19 protein-coding genes, 1 tRNA gene and 1 riboswitch are annotated in these 22,013 nt (G+C 46.6%); of the genes, 8 read left to right on the top strand and 12 right to left on the bottom strand.

Going from position 1 to position 22,013, the window contains the following annotated elements:
- The first annotated feature begins 45 nt into the window (after nt 1-45).
- Both ABMY42_RS25040 and ggt read left to right on the top strand, forming a co-directional pair.
- Nucleotides 46-705: a LysE family translocator gene (locus tag ABMY42_RS25040; RefSeq protein ID WP_009696781.1), complete on the top strand. Its 660-nt coding sequence runs from the start codon at nt 46-48 to the stop codon at nt 703-705.
- Nucleotides 706-816: 111 nt separating this feature from the next.
- The gene (ggt, locus tag ABMY42_RS25045; protein ID WP_274876511.1) at nt 817-2,583 is read left to right on the top strand and encodes a gamma-glutamyltransferase; all 1,767 of its coding nucleotides are present in this window, start codon (nt 817-819) and stop codon (nt 2,581-2,583) included.
- An 818-nt stretch (nt 2,584-3,401) separates the two neighbouring features.
- Here the strand turns inward: ggt and uvrD are convergent.
- Nucleotides 3,402-5,576 (bottom strand): DNA helicase II, encoded by a 2,175-nt coding sequence (uvrD, locus tag ABMY42_RS25050; RefSeq protein WP_349266901.1) that lies wholly within the window; start codon nt 5,574-5,576, stop codon nt 3,402-3,404.
- A 280-nt stretch (nt 5,577-5,856) separates the two neighbouring features.
- On the opposite strand from uvrD, the gene ABMY42_RS25055 reads away from it, so the two are divergent.
- From ABMY42_RS25055 to ABMY42_RS25070, 4 genes are all read left to right on the top strand, one after another.
- The gene (locus ABMY42_RS25055; RefSeq protein WP_005451246.1) at nt 5,857-6,117 is read left to right on the top strand and encodes a DUF2282 domain-containing protein; all 261 of its coding nucleotides are present in this window, start codon (nt 5,857-5,859) and stop codon (nt 6,115-6,117) included.
- An 86-nt stretch (nt 6,118-6,203) separates the two neighbouring features.
- Nucleotides 6,204-7,076 (top strand): DUF692 domain-containing protein, encoded by an 873-nt coding sequence (locus ABMY42_RS25060; RefSeq protein ID WP_274876512.1) that lies wholly within the window; start codon nt 6,204-6,206, stop codon nt 7,074-7,076.
- Complete coding sequence (locus tag ABMY42_RS25065) at nt 7,073-7,831, top strand: DNA-binding domain-containing protein (RefSeq protein ID WP_274876513.1); 759 nt, start codon at nt 7,073-7,075, stop codon at nt 7,829-7,831. The genes ABMY42_RS25060 and ABMY42_RS25065 overlap by 4 nt, the downstream gene beginning before the upstream one ends.
- A gap of 10 nt (nt 7,832-7,841) precedes the next feature.
- Nucleotides 7,842-8,297, top strand: a complete 456-nt coding sequence (locus ABMY42_RS25070) for a DoxX family protein (RefSeq protein WP_009696777.1) — start codon at nt 7,842-7,844, stop codon at nt 8,295-8,297.
- 32 nt (nt 8,298-8,329) lie between these two features.
- Here ABMY42_RS25070 and ABMY42_RS25075 read toward each other — a convergent pair whose 3' ends face one another.
- Nucleotides 8,330-8,611, bottom strand: coding sequence for a hypothetical protein (locus ABMY42_RS25075; protein WP_005447240.1), 282 nt, complete (start codon nt 8,609-8,611; stop codon nt 8,330-8,332).
- A 91-nt stretch (nt 8,612-8,702) separates the two neighbouring features.
- Nucleotides 8,703-9,896, bottom strand: coding sequence for a multidrug effflux MFS transporter (locus tag ABMY42_RS25080; RefSeq protein WP_026138203.1), 1,194 nt, complete (start codon nt 9,894-9,896; stop codon nt 8,703-8,705).
- A 107-nt stretch (nt 9,897-10,003) separates the two neighbouring features.
- Between ABMY42_RS25080 and ABMY42_RS25085 the strand changes: the two genes are divergently transcribed.
- Together ABMY42_RS25085 and ABMY42_RS25090 are read left to right on the top strand one after the other, a co-directional pair.
- On the top strand, nt 10,004-10,945 hold the full coding sequence (locus ABMY42_RS25085; RefSeq protein ID WP_005447244.1) for a LysR substrate-binding domain-containing protein: 942 nt from the start codon (nt 10,004-10,006) through the stop codon (nt 10,943-10,945).
- Between the two features lie 203 nt (nt 10,946-11,148).
- Entirely contained in the window at nt 11,149-12,939 is a 1,791-nt protein-coding gene (locus ABMY42_RS25090) for an aminopeptidase P family protein (RefSeq protein ID WP_349266902.1), read from the top strand.
- Nucleotides 12,940-13,081: 142 nt separating this feature from the next.
- On the opposite strand, the gene thiH is transcribed toward ABMY42_RS25090, so the two are convergent.
- The 9 genes from thiH to ABMY42_RS25135 form a co-directional block, all read right to left on the bottom strand.
- Nucleotides 13,082-14,194: a 2-iminoacetate synthase ThiH gene (thiH, locus tag ABMY42_RS25095; RefSeq protein ID WP_101904390.1), complete on the bottom strand. Its 1,113-nt coding sequence runs from the start codon at nt 14,192-14,194 to the stop codon at nt 13,082-13,084.
- Between the two features lie 34 nt (nt 14,195-14,228).
- On the bottom strand, nt 14,229-14,996 hold the full coding sequence (locus tag ABMY42_RS25100) for a thiazole synthase (protein ID WP_005397059.1): 768 nt from the start codon (nt 14,994-14,996) through the stop codon (nt 14,229-14,231).
- 5 nt (nt 14,997-15,001) lie between these two features.
- Nucleotides 15,002-15,256: a sulfur carrier protein ThiS gene (gene thiS / locus ABMY42_RS25105; protein WP_071236516.1), complete on the bottom strand. Its 255-nt coding sequence runs from the start codon at nt 15,254-15,256 to the stop codon at nt 15,002-15,004.
- A 38-nt stretch (nt 15,257-15,294) separates the two neighbouring features.
- Entirely contained in the window at nt 15,295-16,068 is a 774-nt protein-coding gene (locus ABMY42_RS25110) for a HesA/MoeB/ThiF family protein (RefSeq protein WP_281188892.1), read from the bottom strand.
- Entirely contained in the window at nt 16,055-17,470 is a 1,416-nt protein-coding gene (locus ABMY42_RS25115; protein ID WP_349266903.1) for a thiamine phosphate synthase, read from the bottom strand. The genes ABMY42_RS25110 and ABMY42_RS25115 overlap by 14 nt, the downstream gene beginning before the upstream one ends.
- A complete protein-coding gene (thiC, locus tag ABMY42_RS25120) occupies nt 17,470-19,410 on the bottom strand; it encodes a phosphomethylpyrimidine synthase ThiC (protein WP_349266904.1) in 1,941 nt (646 codons plus the stop codon). Before thiC ends, ABMY42_RS25115 begins: the two co-directional genes overlap by 1 nt.
- 165 nt (nt 19,411-19,575) lie before the next feature.
- Nucleotides 19,576-19,674: riboswitch (TPP riboswitch) on the bottom strand.
- A 61-nt stretch (nt 19,675-19,735) separates the two neighbouring features.
- Nucleotides 19,736-20,119, bottom strand: a complete 384-nt coding sequence (gene crcB / locus ABMY42_RS25125; protein ID WP_005430379.1) for a fluoride efflux transporter CrcB — start codon at nt 20,117-20,119, stop codon at nt 19,736-19,738.
- A 123-nt stretch (nt 20,120-20,242) separates the two neighbouring features.
- Nucleotides 20,243-21,625 (bottom strand): multicopper oxidase family protein, encoded by a 1,383-nt coding sequence (locus ABMY42_RS25130; protein WP_269989510.1) that lies wholly within the window; start codon nt 21,623-21,625, stop codon nt 20,243-20,245.
- A gap of 294 nt (nt 21,626-21,919) precedes the next feature.
- Nucleotides 21,920-21,996: transfer RNA gene (locus ABMY42_RS25135), tRNA-Asp, on the bottom strand.
- Between the last annotated feature and the right edge of the window lie 17 nt (nt 21,997-22,013).

Below are 22,013 nucleotides of genomic sequence, written 5' to 3' on the forward strand. Positions count from 1 at the left end.
GACTTGCCACGACAATAGCCGCATTAGTTATACTTGAGATGTGTTATGAATGAATCCACCATATTGCTGACGCTTGCCAGCATTCACTTTATTGCCCTAATGAGTCCCGGTCCCGACTTTGCGTTGGTCGTACAAAACGCGACGCGTCATGGTCGTCAAACTGGCTTGTACATTGCGTTGGGATTGTCTGTCGGTATTTTGCTGCATTCTTTGTTCAGCCTGACAGGCGTAAGTTATATCGTCCACCAGCACCCAGTGTTGTACTCGGTGGTGCAACTGCTCGGTGGTAGTTATCTGCTCTATTTAGGTATTGGTGCATTACGCGCCGTGATCTCAATGATCAAAAATCCAATGGCGGATCAACCTAAGAAGCAAAACAACCTAGTGATCAGCAATAAGCGTCAGGCATTTGCGAAAGGATTTGCGACCAACATTCTTAACCCGAAAGCCTTGGTGTTCTTTATCAGTTTAATGTCGAGCTTAGTCCCTGCTGGTATGTCGATCACTGGCAAAGGTATTGCTTTGGTCATCCTGTTTGGCTTGTCGCTATTCTGGTTCTCTAGCCTTGCATGGATGCTATCGACACAGCGCTTACAACGTAAATTGCAACAAGCAGGCATCTACATTGACGGTCTGTGTGGGGTGGTATTTACTCTCGTGGGCGGCAGCATTTTGTACCAAACCATCAGCACTTTTATCGGATAAAGTACTGATTTAAAAGCGTAGCACAATCGACATTTCTAAGATTGCTGACTCGACGTGACTCTTCATGACTGCCAAGCTGAAAGCACAAAACTGGCAACATGGAGAGTCATCATGCATTGGACGTTCAACCGACTCGTGACCACGGGTCTTTTTCTTACTTCCCCACTCGTTTTATCTACCTCAGCCTTTGCTAACCAAGCGGCAGATGCCGTTGCGCCGGAGCACAGTACTGGCTTCGAGCAAAAGCAATTGGTCAAAGCCAAAGATTATATGGTCACAGCAGCCAACCCACTAGCCACCCAAGCTGGGGCGGATGTTCTTGCTCAAGGTGGTAATGCTATTGATGCCATGGTTGCCGTACAACTGATGCTGGGCTTGGTGGAACCGCAATCTTCAGGCATTGGTGGCGGTGCCTTCTTAGTATATTGGGACAGTGAGAAACAAAAACTGACTACGTATGATGGGCGCGAAACCGCACCGCTTGCCGCGACGCCGAAACTCTTCCTAGATGACAAAGGACAACCACTGCAATTTTATGATGCGGTTGTCGGAGGGCGCTCCGTTGCTACTCCTGGCACAGTGAAACTACTGTGGGACACGCATCAGAAATACGGCAAGTTGGAATGGAAAAAGATCATCCAACCTGTGATTACCTTGGCTGAGCAAGGTTTCGAAGTAAGTCCTCGCCTCGCGAGCCTGATTGAGAAAGATGCCAAGCGCCTATCACGCTTCCCTGCGACTAAGGCTTACTTCTTTAATCCAGATGGCTCACCAAAAGCCGAAGGCACGTTGTTGAAGAACCCTGAATACGCGCAAACTCTGACGGCAATTGCAGAACAAGGGGCAAAAGCTTTCTATCAAGGTGATATCGCCACAGACATCATCAAGACAGTACAGAATGCACCGGGCAATCCTGGCGTTTTGGCACAACCTGACTTTGATGCGTTCCAAATCAAGCAACGTGAACCGGTTTGTGCGGCTTACCAAAGCTATGACATCTGCGGCATGGGACCACCAAGCTCTGGCGCATTGACGGTTGGGCAGATTCTTGCGATCACCGAGCAATACGATCTGAAAGGTTGGGGAGCCGACAGCGCAAAATCATGGCAAGTGATCGCCGATGCATCTCGTCTTGCGTTCGCGGATCGCGGTAAATACATGGCTGACCAAGATTATGTACCAATGCCAACCGAAGGCTTGCTTGATAAAGATTATCTCAAACAGCGTGCTGAGCTGATTCAAGTAGGTAAAGCCTTGAGTAAGGTTGAAGCCGGCAATCCTCCTTGGTCACACGCGATGAACCTAAGCATGGACCAATCAATCGAGCTGCCTTCCACCAGCCATTTCAATATCGTCGATAAGCAAGGCAATGTGGTTTCAATGACAACAACCATTGAGAACGCCTTTGGCTCACGCCTGATGGTACGCGGCTTCTTGCTTAATAACGAACTGACCGACTTCTCCTTCCGCACTCATCAAGATGGTGTGCCAATCGCGAACCGCTTAGAACCGGGTAAACGCCCACGCTCATCCATGGCACCAACCATTATGATGAAAGATGACAAACCTTACATGGCAATTGGCTCACCGGGTGGAAGCCGTATCATTGGTTACGTCGCACAAGCCATTATCGCCCACACGCAGTGGGATATGGACATCCAAAGCGCGATTAATCAGCCACGATTACTGAACCGTTTTGGTACCTTAGATATTGAGCAAGGTACCGCTGCAGAAGGCTTACAGCCTGAGTTGGAAAAGATGGGTTTTAAAACTGATGTTCGTGATTTGAACTCTGGACTGCATGCGATACGTATAACAAAAGACGGTCTTGAGGGCGCAGCCGATCCAAGGCGTGAAGGTGCCGCTATCGGGCAGTAAGAGTCTTTCGCTCGACCCCTTGTGCGAGATCTCTCACAAAGGGTTGAGCAAACCTCTCTTTTTTAATGGTAAAACCGTACAACAAAGAACATAAACCATTGAATTTAATACTTATGTATCTTTTTTGAACGCAAAGAGAGTGAAAAAATGTGAGATTAGCCCGTTGTTGGAAATCGTTAAACACGTAATATTAAACCTGTCGGAAGGATGCTGACACGGAACAGGAAACACCACGGATTTGGTGAACTTCAGGAAGAAGAAACGGTTATTCAGGATGAATAGTCGGGCATGGATTGCAAAATTGGACATTGAACGGAATCAATAGTGACTAGGATGGTTGCTACTAAGGACGGGAAATGGACACCTCTGGACGAGGCAAGGATTTGAACATCAGGATGATGTCAGGGACACCGCTCAGGGAACAAGTGATGAGAGCTAACGAGGATGGTTAGCAGACCAGGATAAGGTCATTAAGGACACCGCTAGGAAGGCGACGTAAGGATTAAGCTGACGGATTCAGCACACTATCATGGATTAGATGCATGGAGCACTCTTAGTAGCCGGATTGCTGCGAGTAAGACTATAACCCCGATGGGCGCAAGCCCTCGGGGTTTTTCTTTGCCTAAAATTTTTCTCAGCAGCTCTGCTGAAAACAGACTTTCACCAACAACACCTGACTTTCCCTTCAAACAGCATCGTTAAATCGCGCTATCGCACTCCATTTATCATTCCATTTTTTACTGCATTAGTGACATACAAACAGCACAAACAAAAAGAGCCGCCGAAGCAGCTCTTAAGTTGATGATTTTGGTGAAGCCTTACAGTTTCTCTAGTCGAGCGTAAGCAGTCACCAACCATTTGATGCCCTCACCATTAAAGGCAATCTGTACGCGACTCTGTGGACCACTGCCTTCGAAGTTGATGATGGTGCCCTCACCAAACTTAGGATGCATCACACGAGAACCTAGCGTAAAGCCAGTTTCATTGAAGCTCTCTTTCACCGCTGTTTGGCTAAATCGACCACTGCTTGCAGGACGGCTAACTTGCGCCTTCATGCGAACTTCGTCTAAACAAGTTTCTGGCAGTTCACGGATAAAGCGAGACGGTTTATGGTACTTATCCTGACCGTACAAACGACGCATTTCAGCATAAGTGATGTACAGTTTCTGCATCGCACGGGTCATGCCTACATAACACAGACGACGTTCTTCTTCCAAACGCCCTGCTTCTTCTGCCGACATTTGGCTTGGGAACATACCTTCTTCCACACCGACCATAAACACCAATGGGAACTCTAGACCTTTCGCACTGTGCAATGTCATAAGCTGAACCGCATCTTCAAACTCGTCCGCTTGTCCTTCGCCCGCTTCTAATGCTGCATGAGTTAGGAATGCCGTCAGCAGTGACATGTCTTCGGCTTCTTCTGGTTTCTCGAATTGGCGAGTTGCGGTCACCAATTCCTCCAAGTTATCAATACGCGCCTTAGACTTTTCGCCCTTCTCTTGCTCGTACATGGCGAACAAGCCCGAGTATTTAATCACATGGTCAGTTTGGTGATGCAGCGGCATCTCGATGGTGTCGTCTTCTAGTGCCGTAACAAGCTCGATAAAACGGCTCAGTGCACCAGCAGCACGACCTGCAAGTACCTTCTCATCCAACATCGCGACACTAGCTTCCCACATGGTGCAACCACGGTCACGAGCCGCAAAACGAATGGTTTCAAGCGTCTTGTCGCCCAAGCCACGCGTTGGCGTATTCACCACACGTTCAAACGCCGCATCATCATTACGGTTGGCAATCAGACGCATGTAGCTCAAGGCGTCTTTGATTTCCTGACGTTCGAAGAATCGCATGCCGCCGTAGATACGGTAAGGCAAACCAGCTTGGATTAATGCTTCTTCAAGAACACGCGACTGAGCGTTGTTACGGTAAAGCATTGCAGCGTCATTCAGAGCCCCGCCCTTGTCTTGCCACTCTTTGATTTTGTTTACCGCAAAACGGGCTTCGTCTAGTTCGTTGTAAGCGCTATAAACTGAGATAGGCTCACCAACAACGCCATCTGTCCAAAGCTCTTTACCCATACGCTCGGTGTTATTCGCGATCAGAGCGTTGGACGCTTCCAGAATGGTCTTGGTTGAACGGTAGTTTTGCTCAAGACGAATGGTATTCACGCTTGGGAATTCCAGCGTAAACTTCTCAATATTCTCGACTTTTGCACCACGCCAGCCGTAAATCGACTGGTCGTCATCACCTACAATCATAACGTGACACTCAGGACCCGCCATCATACGTAGCCAAGCGTATTGGATGTTGTTGGTATCTTGGAACTCGTCCACCAAGATGTGCTTAAAGCGTGCTTGGTAGTGTTCACGAACGAACTTGTTATCACGCAGTAGCTCATGTGCGCGCAGCAAGATTTCCGCAAAATCGACTAAACCAGCACGATCACACGCTTCTTGGTAAGCGGTGTATAGCTGCAGATATGTCTTGGTCACTGGATCATGGTACGCATCAATGTGCGACGGGCGCAGACCTTCGTCTTTCTTACCGTTAATCCACCATGCCACTTGGCGTGCTGGCCACTGCTTCTCATCGAGGTTTTGCGCTTTGATCAAACGCTTTAGTAGACGCTGTTGGTCGTCACTGTCGATGATTTGGAAATCTTCCGGTAGCTTGGCATCAAGATAGTGCGCGCGCAGAATACGGTGACAAATGCCGTGGAAAGTACCATTCCACATACCGCCTGCACTGCCCATCATTAGCTCTTCGATACGTCCACGCATCTCTGCCGCCGCCTTATTGGTAAAGGTTACCGACATGATTGAGAACGGGGATGATTGCTCGACCGACATCAACCAAGCGATACGGTGAACAAGAACGCGCGTCTTACCACTCCCTGCACCAGCAAGGACGAGCAAGTTTTCTAGAGGTGCTGCAACGGCTTCACGTTGTTTGTCGTTCAAACCGTCGAGTAATAGAGATGGATCCATCATGATGAGAGCTACTGGTTATTTATACATAAAAATAGATTATAACCTAAACAACCTCTTCAGATTAGACAAAAATTCATAAAAAATTCGTCGTTTTTTTACTCTACACATCAATAAGTTATATAAATTCCATTCTTTAAAACCATTTGTTTCGAAAATTTTTCTGAAAGTTTTTTAGCCAGTTTCCTATCTTTTAAGTTAAGCAAGTTGATAACAAAAACGCCAAAACAGGCGATTCATCTTGCCAACTTAAAGTAAAGGAAATCATTCAGAGGAATTTATTATGAAAAAGTCGAATCTAGCTGTTACTGCTGCTGTTACTGGTCTTCTAGCTCTTGGTGGCACAATGCTAACTGCAGCTCCAGCTGTCGCTGCTGATAAAGAGAAGTGCTACGGCGTTTCTAAAGCAGGTAAAAACGACTGTGCAACGAAAAGCAGCTCATGCGCTGGTACTTCTAAAGAAGATAACCAAAAAGACGCATTCGTGGTAGTACCAAAAGGTCTATGTGACAAACTCGTTGGCGGTAGCACTTCTTCTTCATAATCTTTTATCGCTAGCTACTGCAAGGATGCGTTGACGCTCAACCAGCGCATCCTTCTCTTCCCGCCCGCTTTGAAAAGGAGTTTCACGTGAAACACCACACCTTCCACGACCTTGTTGGAGTTGGATTAAGAACCCCTCACCTCGATTACTTTAGCCAAAACAAACCCGACTTATCTTGGTTAGAAATCCACAGTGAAAACTATTTTCAACCCAACGCTGCAGAACGCAATCAATTACAAGCATTGCGCGAGCAGTATCAAATTAGCTGCCACGGCATTGGTCTGTCACTGGGTTCGGTGGAACGTGTGAATCAAAAGCACCTCGCTCAACTTAAAGCGCTGATTGACTCAATCGACCCGATTCTTGTTTCTGACCATTTGAGTTGGAGTGAAAACGGCGGTCACTACTTTAATGACCTGCTTCCACTTCCGTATACGGAAGAAGCGCTCAAAGTGTTCACTCGTAACGTGAATGAAGTGCAGGATTATTTGCAACGCGAGATCTTGATAGAGAACCCATCTAGTTATGTGAAGTTTCAACATTCGACCATCAGCGAATGGGAGTTTCTTACCGAAGTGCAAAAGCACACTGACTGTCGTTTATTGCTCGATTTAAACAATGTTTATGTCTCGGCGTTCAACCACGGTTTTGATTGCGACACATACCTAGATGCAATTCCAGCCGACAAAGTGGATGAGATTCACTTGGCAGGTTTTACCATCAAACAACTCGACAAAGGTGAGATATGGATTGATACCCATAGCCGCCCAGTTAGTGATGAAGTTTGGCAGCTGTTCGCACAGTGGACCAAAAAACACGGTCCACGTCATGCGTTGATTGAATGGGATTTGGATATCCCCGCGCCAGAAGTCTTGCTCGGAGAAGCGCAGAAAGCATCCCGACTGCTGTTGCAAGGCACACTTCCAAGTGAACAAAGCGAACCAAGGAAGGCATCATGAATCTAGCCACCTTACAAAGCCAGTTTGCGAAAGCCCTACACTATCAAGCACTCGGTGAAGATTGCGATATTGCCAGTGATGAGTTTACCGCTGATGAACGCATGCAGATTTACCGCAATAACTTTATCGTCAGTTTAAGCGAAGTGTTATCCGCGACCTATCCGATGATTGAAGCGCTGCTAGGTGAAGAATGCTTTGAACAGATGGCTCGCCAACATGTTCTCACTTATCCATTAGAAGAAGGAAATGTGGTGCATTATGGCGAAGGCTTTCAAGACACCATCATGCAGTTTAGTCAGGTGATCGCACAAGCCCCTTACTGCCCTGAAGTCGCACGCTTCGAGTGGCATATCGACCTCGCTCGTCAAGCGCAGTATGAGCAATCTAGTGCTGCACAATTAAAACTGCTTGCGTTACTTGGCGAAGTGAGTGAAGAGCAACAACCCGCTTTGGTTTTGCACCTTAAACAAGGCTGCCGCAGCTTTGACTCCAGCTACGCAGTATTTGATTTGTTCAGCGCGATTCAAACTGGCCAATTCGAACAACTTAATATCAACCAATTACAGCAAGGTGTCATCTCGATTCAAGCCAATGGAGAAGCCTTGTGTCACGCACTCGATGCCGATGTGTTCCAACTGCTGCAATGTTTAGAGCAGAAACAGAGTTTGAGCGAAATACCTGAAGTTTTACTCGCTCATCTCAATAGCATCATGGCACTCGATCTCGTTGACGGCTTTACATTGAAATCAATCTAAGGAGCACTCTATGACGGATACGGTTAAAAACTTAGTGAATCGGTACGACGATTTAATCAGCACCCTACAAGCTGGCTTTGTCCCTTTACTACTTCTCTTTTGTCGCTTGTGGGTTGCATGGGTATTCTTCAATTCAGGGCTAATCAAACTCTCGTCTTGGGATAGCACACTGTATTTATTTGAGTTGGAATACCAAGTGCCAATACTGCCATGGGAATTGGCAGCTTACTTAGGTACGGCTGCAGAATTGGTTCTACCTGTGTTCTTGGCACTAGGATTGATTACCCGTCCGATGGCTGCGATTCTGTTTGTATTCAACATCATCGCCGTGGTCTCTTACCCACTGTTGTGGGAGAAAGGTTTCTATGATCACCAACTTTGGGGATTGATGATCCTAGTTGTGATTGTTTGGGGACCAGGGCCATTATCCCTCGACCACATACTGAAGAAGAAAATCACTCACTAAAAAAATCCCCGCATGATGCGGGGATTTTTTTATTATTTATTTAAGTAAGCCAGTAGCTCTTCAGGTGAGATACCCTGCTTCGCGAGATCTTTTGCCATCTGCTCTACTTGCTCGCCTTTACGTGACTCAATCACTTGCTGAAATTGGTACACGATATCGCGTAGGACTGGCACTGGAACTTGTTTTGCCGCGCTACGAATGCGCTCAGAGCTTTGGTTACCTAATTCGTTAAGCAACTTACCAAACATCACCTTTTCTGGTGACTCTTCCATTTGCTCTAGGATACGAGCCATTTCATACGTGGTTAACGACATTACTTTATGAGTTCCGTTATGGTGTCGAGAAAAGTTTGAACGACAAATATACACGCGTTAAGTACATTGGAAAATACTAAATTACCGAGTTTTACGCATTCGCCAATTTCGCATGCCAGTTCTTACCAGCTTTGCTAAACAGAATCACTAATGCTGGAAGCAATACCCACATATGAATCGCAATCAGAGTTTGTGGATCCAGTGATAAACGCTGTAGCGTACCCACCAACAAACCAGAGCCACTCATTTGGAACAAACCAAGTAGTGCAGCCGCAGTACCCGCTTTATCACCAAACGGTTCCAACGCTTTACCTGCTGCTGCGCCAAGAATCCAAGCAAAGCCGACCGATGAGATAAAGATTGGTAGCATGAAAGACAGTGCCGTATGGTGCTCTTTCATCACCATCATGATCACGCCAGCAATTGCCAGTAAGCAGATACCAACAACCAGTGAATTGTGTGTGCCCCAGCGATCCATGAACTTAGGCGCAAGCATACAAGCAGCAATGTTGAACGCCGCATTCAGACCAAACCAGAAGGTGAATTCATTCATCGATAGTCCCATGCCTGTCATCAACACTACAGGTGCAGACGTTACATAAGCAAGAATGACCGCCATCGCCATCAAACAAAGTGAAGCGTGGAAGATGAATGATGGTGTGCTCAAGACTGCCCAGTAGCGGCTCAGTTTAAATACCGCCTGCTTTTCAGTTGCTGGGTTGGTTTCCTTCATTCCAAGGAACATCATCGCGCCCGCAATCACTGCGAAACCGGCCATAAAGCTGAAGTTTGCACGCCAATCAAATTGTTGAGTTAACCAACTACCAAGAATCGGGGCTAGCGCCGGGATAAAGCAGATCGCACCGTTGAGGTAGCTGATCATTTTGCCGCTTTTTTCCGGGCCAAAGATATCGCGAACTGTTGCAAAGGCTGCTACAGATGTTGCACATGCACCTAAGCCTTGTAGCAAGCGAGCCGCCAACATCCACTCAATATTTTGAGCACTCCACGCCAATAAAGCGCTCAATGCGTAGATGGTGATGCCTCCCAATGCAACAGTTCGACGTCCGAGTTTATCTGCCAAGGGACCAGCGAATAGCTGACCAACACCCATAGCAAATAGGAACCAAGTGATGGTGTCTTGTGCCAATGCATTTTCTACCTGAAAAGTGGACGCGATAAGAGGCAAAGCAGGTAGATAGATATCAATCGCAAGCGGACTGAACAGAACTAACATGGTCAACAGCGCCATCTGTTTTTTGCTATTTGTAATATGGCTAGACACAAAACACTCCAAATTGAACAAGAACTTTTGAGCAAAGCTTAATCATCTGATGATATGAATGGAAATGATGTATACTCATGACCATTATTCCAATGGGGAAAATCACTGTGAACGTAGAGAAACTGGCACGCATCGACCTCAATTTGCTGGTCTGTTTTAAAGTGCTGATTGAAGAGTTGAATGTTACCCGAGCCGCCCACCGACTGTGCTTGAGTCAGTCTGCTGTGAGTAAGTCCTTAGCAAAATTACGTACCCAATTTGACGATCCCCTATTCACTCGAAACTCACACGGATTAACGCCAACACCGCGCGCATTGTTCCTTAAACCGAAACTGGATCTGTTGATAAACCAACTTGAGGTGCTGACTCAACCCGAAGAGTTCTCACCACAGAGCAGTGAATACCGTTTTCAAATCGCAGCAGTGGAGAGTGTCTACCCGCTCATTCTGCCCCACTTCTTGCCAGCAATATTCCAACAAGCACCAGGCGTGACCATAAGCACCCACTCTTGGTCGGAACAAACGTTCAAGATGATTCAACGCGGTGAAATCGATTTAGGCATGACAGGTCGAGATATCGACATCAACGATGCCAAGCTGACTATGCTACCGCCAGATGACATTTGTGAGCAGGAAATCTATCGTGACCACCAAATGTGTATCGTACGTAAAGACCATCCAGCTTTGCGAGGTAATTGGAACTTGGAAGCTTATCTAGCCCTGCGTCATGTGCAGGTACGTTGTGATGGCAACGACCGTTGGTTGCTCGATTATCGTTTAGCCGACATTGGTCGTGAACGTGATATCGCAGTCACCGTACCGGACTTTAACAGCGCCGCCAGTTTGTGTTCTTACACTGATTTTGTGTTTACCGCGCCAAGCCACTTTGTGAAGCTCGCCGCCAAACAACACGACATGGCATTGCTGCCTCTGCCACTCGAATTCCCGCCAATGGCTTACACTTTGTTCTGGCACCGAGACAGAGAAAATGACCCAGCTTTAACTTGGCTACGTACCATGATCACGCAAAAAACCGATCATCTTAGATAAAAATCCCGGACGCGATTTGCGCTCTTACGGTAAAATGAGTAGCTTAACAGTCGATAGTCCTTTTTGGCTCATCTATGGCCTGTTGTACTCCGACTCTATTGAAGTGATTGCGAACCTCAATGGAATCGTAAACTGCATAAAGCAGATGGAAACAGCTCCCACACCTGAGCATGAAGGAGCGGTAATTTGAAGGAATAACACAGATGCACAACGATACCCAAAGCCGCGTGAATGCAATTCGCGAATGGCTAGCACAACATAATATTGATGCCCTACTTGTCCCACATGAAGACGAGTACTTGGGCGAATACGTACCAGCGCACAACGAGCGTTTACATTGGCTAACTGGTTTTACCGGTTCTGCTGGTGCTGCGGTAATCACCAAAGACAAAGCCGCTATCTTTGTTGATGGTCGCTACACGGTACAAGTCACTAAGCAGGTTCCTGCTGATCTATTTGAATACCGTCACCTGATTGAAGAGCCTGCGCTAGGTTGGATTAAAGACCATCTTGCAAATGGCGCGTCTGTGGCAATCGACCCTCGCATGCACAACTCTGCTTGGTTAGACATGGCACAAGCAAAACTTGCAGGCTCACTTGAGCTTAAAATTCTCGACAGCAACCCAATTGATGAGCTGTGGCACGACCGCCCTGCTCCTGTGGTTTCTGATGTTCGCCTAATGGCAACAGAAGCGGTTGGTCAATCAAGTGAAAGCAAGCGCCAAGAAATCGCAGAGCTCGTGAAAAAAGCCGGCGCAGACAGCGCAGTGATCACAGCACTTGATTCTATCTGTTGGTTGCTCAACGTTCGTGGTCTAGATGTATCACGTCTACCAGTTCTGCTTTCTCACGCGATTCTGCATTCAGATTCAAGCGTGGAATATTTCCTAGATCCAACTCGCCTACCTGCTGAGTTTGACGCTCACGTTGGTTCTGGCGTAACAGTTCATCACCCAGAAGCATTACAAGCACGACTAGAAACTCTAACTGGCAAGAATGTACTGGTTGACCCTGCGACAAGTAACGCGTGGTTTAAGCTGGTTCTACAAAATGCTGGTGCATCAGTGGTGAGTAAAGCTGACCCATGCCTAATGCCAAAAGCAGCGAAGAACCCAGTTGAAATTGCAGGCATGAAAGCATGTCATATCCGCGATGGCGTGGCGATGAGCAAGTTCCTATCATGGTTAGATGCTGAAGTCGTTGCAGGTAACCTGCATGATGAAGCGACGCTGGCAGACAAACTGGAAGCGTTCCGTAGCGAAGACCCGACACTTATGGATCTTAGCTTCGATACTATTTCGGCAGCAGGTGGCAACGCGGCGATGTGTCACTACAACCACGAGAACCAACCTGAACCTGGCAAGCTAGAACTGAACACGCTTTACCTAGTGGATTCAGGCGGTCAATACATAGATGGCACGACAGACATCACGCGTACAATTGCGATTGGCCAGCCTTCACAAGAGATGATTAAACAGTTCACTCTCGCATTAAAAGGTCACATCGGTGTTGCACGTGCACGTTTCCCGAAAGGCACACGTGGTTACCAAATCGATACACTAGCTCGTCAGCACCTGTGGGCGGAAGGCTACGATTACGACCACGGTACTGGTCACGGTGTTGGTCACTTCCTAAGTGTTCATGAAGGTCCGGCGAGCATTTCTAAGAAGCAAATCGACGTGCCTCTAACAGAAGGTATGGTGCTATCCAACGAGCCAGGTTACTACCGTGCAGATGCGTTTGGTATCCGTATTGAAAACCTAGAGCTTGTTGTTGAAACACCGACTAACGGTGACTTCCCTGTTCTATCATTTGAGTCGCTAACACGATGCCCAATCGACAAGCGCAACATCAACGTTGATATGCTAACTCGTCCAGAACTTGCTTGGCTGAATGACTACCATCAGAAAGTATGGGATGAGATCAGCCCGCTAGTTGAAGGTGATGTGAAAGAGTGGCTTCGTCAAGCAACGCTACCAGTAGCACACAGCTAGAAGCTAGAAGCTAGAAGCTAGAAGCTAGAAGCTAGAAGCTAGAAGCTAGAAAAAAGTAGAGGGTTGATGTTTTGCATCAACCCTCTTTTTTTGCCTATGTTTCACGTGAAACATAACGATGACCAGTGGCTTTCTTTGCTACTTAACCAGAATACGCTGAGTGCCAATCTCGCCATACAGGGTCAAATCCTTTGGCTCGAATCATCTCTTCCACAGAACCCGCGCTTCGCTCATCGCTGATCTCAAACTGCTCGAGTTCAACATCATCCATCGCATAACCACCCGGCTGAGTTTTCGATGCAGCAGACATACTGGTGATGCCTAACGGCAATGCATTGTCTCTGAACTTCGGTGATTCACGAGTCGATAATGACAACTCCACCTCTGGATTCAACAAACGATAAGCGCAAATCAACTGAACAAGCTGCTTATCCGTCATGACTGATTTTGGTTGGAGCGCGCCCTCACAAGGACGTAAACGTGGGAAAGAAATTGAGTACCGAGTCTGCCAATATGTGCGCTCAAGATAGTCCAAGTGCGCTGCGACATAAAAGCAATCGGTACGCCACTCTTCCAATCCTATCAAAGCACCAATACCGATCTTATCGATGCCTGCTTTTGCAAGACGATCGGGTGTATCCAATCGGTATTCGAAATCCATCTTGTTGCCACGCAAATGGTGCTCGGCGTAAGTCGAAGGATGATACGTTTCTTGATAGACCATCACCGCATCTAAACCCAATATCTTGAGCTCTGCGTATTCGTCTTGATCTAGCGGCTGTACTTCCATCGCCAAATAGTTAAAACGCTGCTTAATCATCGGCACCATTTCGCGAAAGTATTTCATCCCCACTTTGGTTTCGTGTTCACCAGTCACCAGCAATACGCTGTCGAACTTCATGCGTTTAATGGCTTCAACTTCTGCAGCCACTTCGTCTCTATTCAAAGTACGACGCTTGATTCTATTCTCCATCGAGAAGCCACAATAAGTACAAGCATTGGCGCACAAGTTAGAAAGGTACAATGGAATATAAAGCGACATGGTATTACCAAAACGCTTGCGAGTTGCCGAGTATGACAGCTGCGCCATTTGCTCTAAGTACGCTTCAGCCGCTGGTGAAATTAGCGCTTTAAAGTCTTCCAAATCACGCTTGGGTTTATTCAATGCTCGCTCGACATCTTGTGCCGTTTTCGCGTAGATCGACATCGAAATATCATCCCAATTCAGCTGCTTAAATTGTTCAACGAAGCTCATGTTTTCCTCGCTTAATAGCTAAACCAATCTAGGACTAAAGCTCATCTAGGAATGACGTCAGTGGACTCGACGCGACCGCATGAGAAACCTTACCAGCAAGTCCGGCTTCATAAGCCATACGCCCCGACTCTACCGCCAACTTAAATGCCTTCGCCATCGCAACGGGATCGCTCGAAGCTGCAATCGCGGTATTGACTAGTACGGCATCCGCGCCCATTTCCATCGCACGCGCGGCATGTGAAGGAGCACCGATACCCGCATCCACAACCACAGGAACATTAGCTTGGTCGATAATGATCTCTAGGAAATCGTGGGAAACTATCCCTTTGTTAGAACCGATCGGCGCACCTAATGGCATGACCGCAGCACAGCCTACTTCTTCCAATCGTTTACACAGAACCGGGTCAGCATGACAATAAGGAAGCACAATGAAGCCTTCACGAACCAGTTGCTCAGCGGCTGCTAGTGTCTCAATTGGATCGGGCATCAAGTACTTCGGGTCTGGGTGAATTTCCAGTTTTAGCCAGTTAGTGCCCAACGCTTCTCGCGCAAGTTGTGCAGCAAACACAGCATCTTTAGCATTCTTTGCACCCGAGGTGTTCGGCAATAAGTTCACACCCGCTTGTACTAACGGCAGCAAAATATCGTCTTGTTGGTCGTTCACATCCACACGCTTCAACGCCATAGTCGCAAGTTGAGAACCCGACACTTGAATCGCTTCTGCCATCAATCGGCTGTTGGCAAACTTCCCTGTTCCCGTGAACAGTCTTGATTCGAATTGTTTATCACCAATTTTAAGCATCGACTTTAACCCCCTGCGATCGCTTGAAACAAAGAGATGCTATCTCCCTGTGAAAGAACTGTGCTAGCCCACTCACTGCGCGGCACAACATTGTTATTAATTGCAAAAACACAGCCCATTTCAGGCAGCGCAAATTGACTAATGATTTGCTGTAGACTCGACTTACTGGCGACTTGATGTGACTGGTCATTGATGACAATAGTGATCACATCTAAGTCAGCAGCGATCATTTGTGTTGCTTGTTGTTCTGATAACGTCATTGCTTCCAACTCTCTTAATTCTGCCCATTATTCGTAAGCTAAACCTGAGCACACACTTGGCACTGTTTGTCTTTGCTTATCGCCATGGTTTGCCATTGCAGCTTCAATCCATCGAACAGGTGTAACTTGGCAGTCTCGACATGAAACTTTCCCGTCGCCAGTTTTTGAATTGCCGCTATCGCTTGGTAGTTGCCAAGAGTGCCCACCACCGGACCGACGACACCGCTCTCACTGCACTTTTGCGTTTGCGGTAATTCGTCAAACGGATACAAACAGCGGTAACAGGCTTTACTCTGTACTTCTTGTTCACTTGATGTTTGGTAATCAAAGACAGTGAATTGCCCTTGCCAACCAATTGCCGCCGCTGAGATGAGCGGCGTATTTTGCTCGAAACAAACTTGGTTAATTAGCTGGCGCGTTGGCATGTTATCGGTGCAGTCTAGCACCACATCCGCTAGCATCACCTCAAGCTGCAGTTGTGCTTCGTCTAATCGCTTATTGAGAGCACGAATTTGAACCATAGAATTAAGTTCAGTAAGTTGCTTTACAGTCGCTTTTGTTTTCGCAACTTGGAGGTCTTGTTCGCGATAAATGATCTGGCGTTGCAGGTTACTGCTATCAACTTCATCGTCATCGACCACAACCAATTTACCAACACCCGCTGATGCCAAGTACAAACTCGCTGCGCTCCCTAACCCACCACAACCGATGATCAGCACATGAGATTTGCTCAAACGTTCTTGCCCAATTTCGGCAATTTCAGGCAAAGCGACTTGGCGCTGATAGCGAAGAAACTGCTTATCCGTGAGCATGCTCGCCTCTCTTGTTATGCGCCAATTCACTATTCTGATCAGTAAACGTTAGCTGTCTTTCCTTCATCAGTTTTGCGAAGAACTCGATGACGGACTGAGGTGATTCTGCCAACGTAATAGCTCGCACAACTGCCAAACTAGAAACACCTGTTTGCCAAACTTGGTCTGCATTAGATTGGTCAATGCCACCAATCGCGACCGTCGGAAAGCCTCGTACATAACCACTAACTTCTTTGTCTTTTGAAGGACGGAAAGCCGAGTCTATGTTTCCATAAGGAATGCTATCAATCAGCTTTTGATATAGTGCCAAGCGCACCAAACCTTGTGGTTTCGATGGCATCTGTTTTGTGGTGGTTGGGAAAATATGCCCTAGCGCGATGTAACTAGGATGAATTTGTACGATGCGCAGTAGCTCATAATAACCATGAGTAGAAAGACCAAGACGAATGCCGGCTTTAGTTAGCTGAGCCAAATTCGATTCTTCTATGTCTTCTTGTCCTAAGTGAACGCCATAAGCGCCATGCTTGATTGCCAACTGCCAATAGTCATTGATGAACACTTGTGCTTGATACTGACGACCTAGCTCAATTGCTCGAATGATCTGTTGTTCTAAATCGGCTTGTTGTGGGTTCTTGATTCGCAGTTGAATAGTGTTGATGCCTAGTGGCAGTAGACGCTCAATCCAAGCAACATCATCAACGACTGGGTAGAGCCCAAGACTTTGCTTGGTTAGAGTTGGAAAGCTAACGCGCTCCCCTTGTGCAGACCAACCAACTTGAATACCTAGTCGGTTATCCTCCAGTACAGGTGTGGGGAAATCATCAAATTGGTCAGCCCACTGAGTAGATCTTCCCTCGTCAAGGTTGTCATTCAACAGTGTTTCACGTGAAACATTCGCTTGTTGAGTTAGCATTCCTCGAGCAAGTGTTAACGCATCTTCGATAGGAAAATCGAGTACTGTCAGCGTTACTATCCAAGCAAGGTGATGTTCGGGATCGAACATTGCGTTGAATTTGGACTTAACGGAAAGCGCCCTCACTTCGTTGTTAATTGAGTGACGCCAGATATCAAGCTGAAGCGCTTTCTCCTTTTCATCGGATACTTGCGTATCAGCAATGCCAATATAAATCGCTTTCGACGGTTGCTTAGCACACGCTTCTACCGATAAAGCTGAGCGGTAATAGAGCACAAATGAACTCTCATTCTCAGAGTCATAACCATCAATAAGATCTGTCGTTATGCGTGTGGTCTGTTGGTCGCGAACAAGCTGAATAGATTGAGTTGGGCTCACACCCAACTCAATGTCTTCGATGCTAAAACCCTGTTCTTTCGCCAACAACAAACATTGTTGAACTAAACCTGTCAGTTCAATCAATGATGACGGAATAAGGATTTTGCTCATTAATCACTTACCTCGGCATGTGCTGCTGGGTGGTATAGCTCGGAGCCTGACTCTCTAAATTCTTGCGATTTCTGACGCATCCCCTCAAGAGGATCATCCAGCATTTTGATTGAGATAGCTTGGTCCGCAGCAACTTGCTCAGTATCTTTCGCGTACTCTCGTACCTCTTGCGAAATCTTCATCGAGCAGAACTTTGGTCCGCACATCGAACAGAAGTGAGCAACTTTTCCAGACTCTTGAGGCAAGGTTTCATCATGGAAAGCGCGTGCGGTATCTGGGTCGAGCGACAAGTTAAATTGGTCTTCCCAGCGGAACTCGAAGCGAGCTTTAGACAGCGCGTTATCACGAACTTGTGCACCAGGGTGTCCCTTCGCTAAATCAGCGGCGTGCGCAGCAAGCTTGTAAGTGATCATGCCTACTTTCACGTCTTCTTTGTTTGGTAAGCCAAGATGCTCTTTAGGAGTTACGTAGCAAAGCATTGCACAGCCATACCAACCAATCATGGCAGCGCCGATGCCTGAAGTAATATGGTCGTAACCAGGAGCGACGTCTGTCGTCAATGGACCAAGGGTATAAAAAGGAGCCTCATGACAGTGCTCTAACTGCTCTTCCATGTTCTCTTTGATCATATGCATTGGAACATGACCAGGACCTTCGATAATCACCTGTACGTCGTATTCCCACGCAACCTTGGTCAATTCGCCAAGAGTACGAAGCTCTGCAAATTGCGCTTCGTCGTTAGCATCGGCAACCGAGCCAGGGCGTAGACCATCACCGAGAGATAGTGCGACATCATACTTAGCACAGATTTCACAGATCTCTCGGAAGTGGGTATACAAGAAGCTTTCTTGGTGATGCGCTAAACACCATTTCGCGATGATAGAGCCACCACGAGAGACGATACCAGTAACGCGTTTTGCAGTCATTGGCACATAACGAAGTAGTAAACCAGCATGGATAGTGAAGTAGTCAACGCCCTGCTCTGCTTGCTCGATCAGAGTATCGCGCATCACTTCCCAGTTAAGGTTTTCCGCGACACCATTCACTTTCTCAAGCGCTTGATACATTGGTACGGTACCGATCGGAACCGGACTGTTACGTAGAATCCACTCGCGAGTTTCGTGAATATTACGTCCAGTAGAGAGATCCATAACGGTATCGCCACCCCAGCGTGTTGCCCATACTAACTTTTCTACTTCTTCCTCAATCGAAGAAGTGACCGATGAGTTACCAATGTTGGCGTTCACTTTGACCAAAAAGTTACGTCCAATGATCATTGGTTCGGATTCTGGGTGGTTGATATTAGAAGGGATAATAGCGCGACCTTCGGCGACTTCTTTACGCACAAACTCGGCGGTAATATCTTTTGGAAGATTCGCTCCGAAGCTTTGACCCGGATGTTGTTGATTCAGCACTTCATCGCGGTATTGAGCACGCCCCATATTTTCACGTAGGGCGATGTATTCCATTTCTGGGGTGATAATGCCTTTGCGAGCATAGTGCAATTGAGTCACGCACTGCCCATCTTTGGCACGTCGAATACGTGGTAGATTGCCGTAACGAAGATCGTCTAGCGTTTCGTCTTCCAAGCGCTCTTTGGTGTATACCGAGCTTACTTCATCGAGTAGTTCAGTATCGGAGCGCTCTTCAATCCACCTTTCTCTCAGCTTAGGTAAACCGTTGTAGAGGTCTATGGTGTGTTCTGGGTCTGTGTATACACCCGAGGTATCGTAGACGCGTACTGGCTCATTAGGCTCGAAAATAGGCGCTTCTTTTGTGCCTCCAATAAGGCTATCTGCGAGTGATATTTCACGCATTGGAACACGAATATCAGGACGTGAACCCTCTACGTAGACTTTGCTTGAATTTGGGTACGGTTGTACCGAGAGTGTATCAATGAACTGTTTTGCTTCCAGTCTCGCTTGCTTGCGACTCGACATAGCATTTTTCCTTGCTTTGTTATGCTTAGATAAAAAGTATTGGGATAAAAATGCTTGGCGGATAGATGCGACAAGAGGAATCGAATTAAAGACAAGTTGAGCGAGTGCTCTTCGTCTATAACAACATTCGACTATTTGATAGGTCAACCAGATAGAACCCTGGTGTAGATATCTTCTCTTGTTCCCTTCGCAGATTCTAATCTGATCAGGTTCAACGGATCCCGAATTAACGGTCTCAGCCTTATGGCACTCCGACAAGTAAAATCAGTATATAAAAACGGCTTGGTTAAACCAAGCCGACCTGATTAAGATTTGAGTATTTTTGCTAGCTACGCATCAATAATTGGAAACCAATCCACGCAGCTGAAATGCTTAACACGACATTCAGTAGTACGTTCAATCCCATCTTAAAGAAAGCGCCCTGCTGCATAAGCAACACGTTATCCATCGAGAAAGTAGAGAATGTGGTTAATGCGCCCAAAAAACCAAGACCGATGATTTGACGCCATGGGTCAGTGACCATCAACTCAGTTTCAAACGCAGCAATCAGTAGACCCATAATAAATGAGCCAACCACGTTCACGGTCAAGGTACCGTACGGAAAACCACGACCGAGTAGCATCACACAAAGTTCAGAAATTAAGTAACGAGAACATGCACCAAATGCGCCACCCAATGCAATAAAACCCAAAACGGATAGTTGTCCCATAATTCCCCCAGAAAAGTTAATGGCGACATTGTAATCAAATTTACGGCAATAGTGATTATACAATCTTAGAATTCAGCAAAGTATAGCGCTTAAAACTTATCAAGATTTAAAAAGTTACAGGAGTCACTTTACTTCGATGTACCCCATCAAACCCGTCTTCATGTGTTCGATCACATGACAATGGTACATCCAACGTCCTGGGTTATCTGCAACAAATGCCGCTTTCGCGCTGCCGTTTTTTCCAAGTAAGACCGTATCGGTATGAAACGGTTCATCGAGTTTTTTGCCATCTAACTCAAGAACAGTAAATGTGTGCCCATGAAGGTGAATAGGATGATGATATTGGGTGACGTTCTTAAGGTTGAAGATATAGGTTTTTCCGAGCTCCAATGTTGAAAGCGGCGCTGGAATATTATCTTTACTCATTCCCTCCCAAGCTCGTTTGTTCATCAGCCAAAACTTAGGCATCGCTTTGCCCGATTTGTCGGCAGGAGTTACCGCCCCTTCCCATTCAAACACATAATCAATTTGCTCAGCATTTTCTAAATCAAGATCAGGCACAGGGTTTAGAGGCAATAAAGGCAGTTTCTGATTACTCGGCAGGTCAGACTCAACAATATCAAACTCACACAAAGGAAATGGGAAACGTCCTTTCATTTGACGCACATAAACACGTTCTCCAGCCTTCGGAGCAATCAATCCGACATCTAACCTCATTCCCGGACCAATTTTGTGCTGAGTGAGCTTATAAGGCGTTTTAACAGGATTACCATCTATAGCAATAACCCAAGCCTCTACGCCTTCTATAGCGATCGGGTAAGTAATGGTGTTATCGACATTAGCAATTCTTAATCGCGTGGTAGCATTCTGCTTCAACGCATAAACAGGCTCATGCACACCATTGACGCTACTCCACTCTCCTGGCGTTCCCATTCGTGCACTCAAGCGCGGCACCATTAGATTCTTCCACTGACCTTGTTTGTCTAAATGCCAATGCTTGAGGACGACTTCATGCTCTTCATTAAATAGAACGGGTTCTGCCTCTTCAACAATGATTAGCCCGACTAAGCCCATCCCAAGTTGCTTAACGCTATTCATGTGTGGGTGATACCAAAATGTGCCCGCATCTGGTGGTGTAAATTCATAAACGAATGTTTCACCTGGCATGATAGGCGGCTGGCTCAAGAAAGGGACACCATCCATTTCAATAGGGATTCGTAAGCCATGCCAGTGGATTGTAGTCGGCTCTGAAAGCTTGTTAGTAAACCGAATAATAACTTTCTCGCCTTGGCGACAACGAATCGTAGGCGCTGGAATCGAGTCATTAAATGCAAGTACATCCGTGGTAAACCCTGGTACCAATTCAGCAGTAGAAGGCTCTGCAGTGATGTCGTATATACGCTGACCCTGTTTATTAGTGCTCTCGGATAGAGAACATGCAGGCATAACGGTAAGCGCAGAGATCGCTAAGGAAGATTGAAGAAAGCGTCGACGAGATATATCCATGTATTTAGTCACTCATTATTCCAATTGATGTGAGTGTAACTAAATATTAATAATGATTCTCAGTTATCTTTTAAAGATGTGCAGTCATAATGCTTAGATTCAGAGATTATAAATGAAGATCTATATTTAATAGTCACTAACAAGATGGTAAGCACCTACACACATATAGTAAACAAGTAAAAGAGTTCAGTTTAAGAAGAAGGGAGCTTAATGGTAAATAAGGCTAGAGCGAGTAGGAAATTGAAGGCTCTAGAAACGACGAAACCCAGTCCGAAGACTGGGTTTCTAAATAAGTGGCGGAGCGGACGGGACTCGAACCCGCGACCCCCGGCGTGACAGGCCGGTATTCTAACCAACTGAACTACCGCTCCGCACTGGTTAGACCTAA

Source organism: Vibrio sp. SSH13-20 (assembly GCF_040104475.1).
GTDB lineage: Bacteria > Pseudomonadota > Gammaproteobacteria > Enterobacterales > Vibrionaceae > Vibrio > Vibrio harveyi.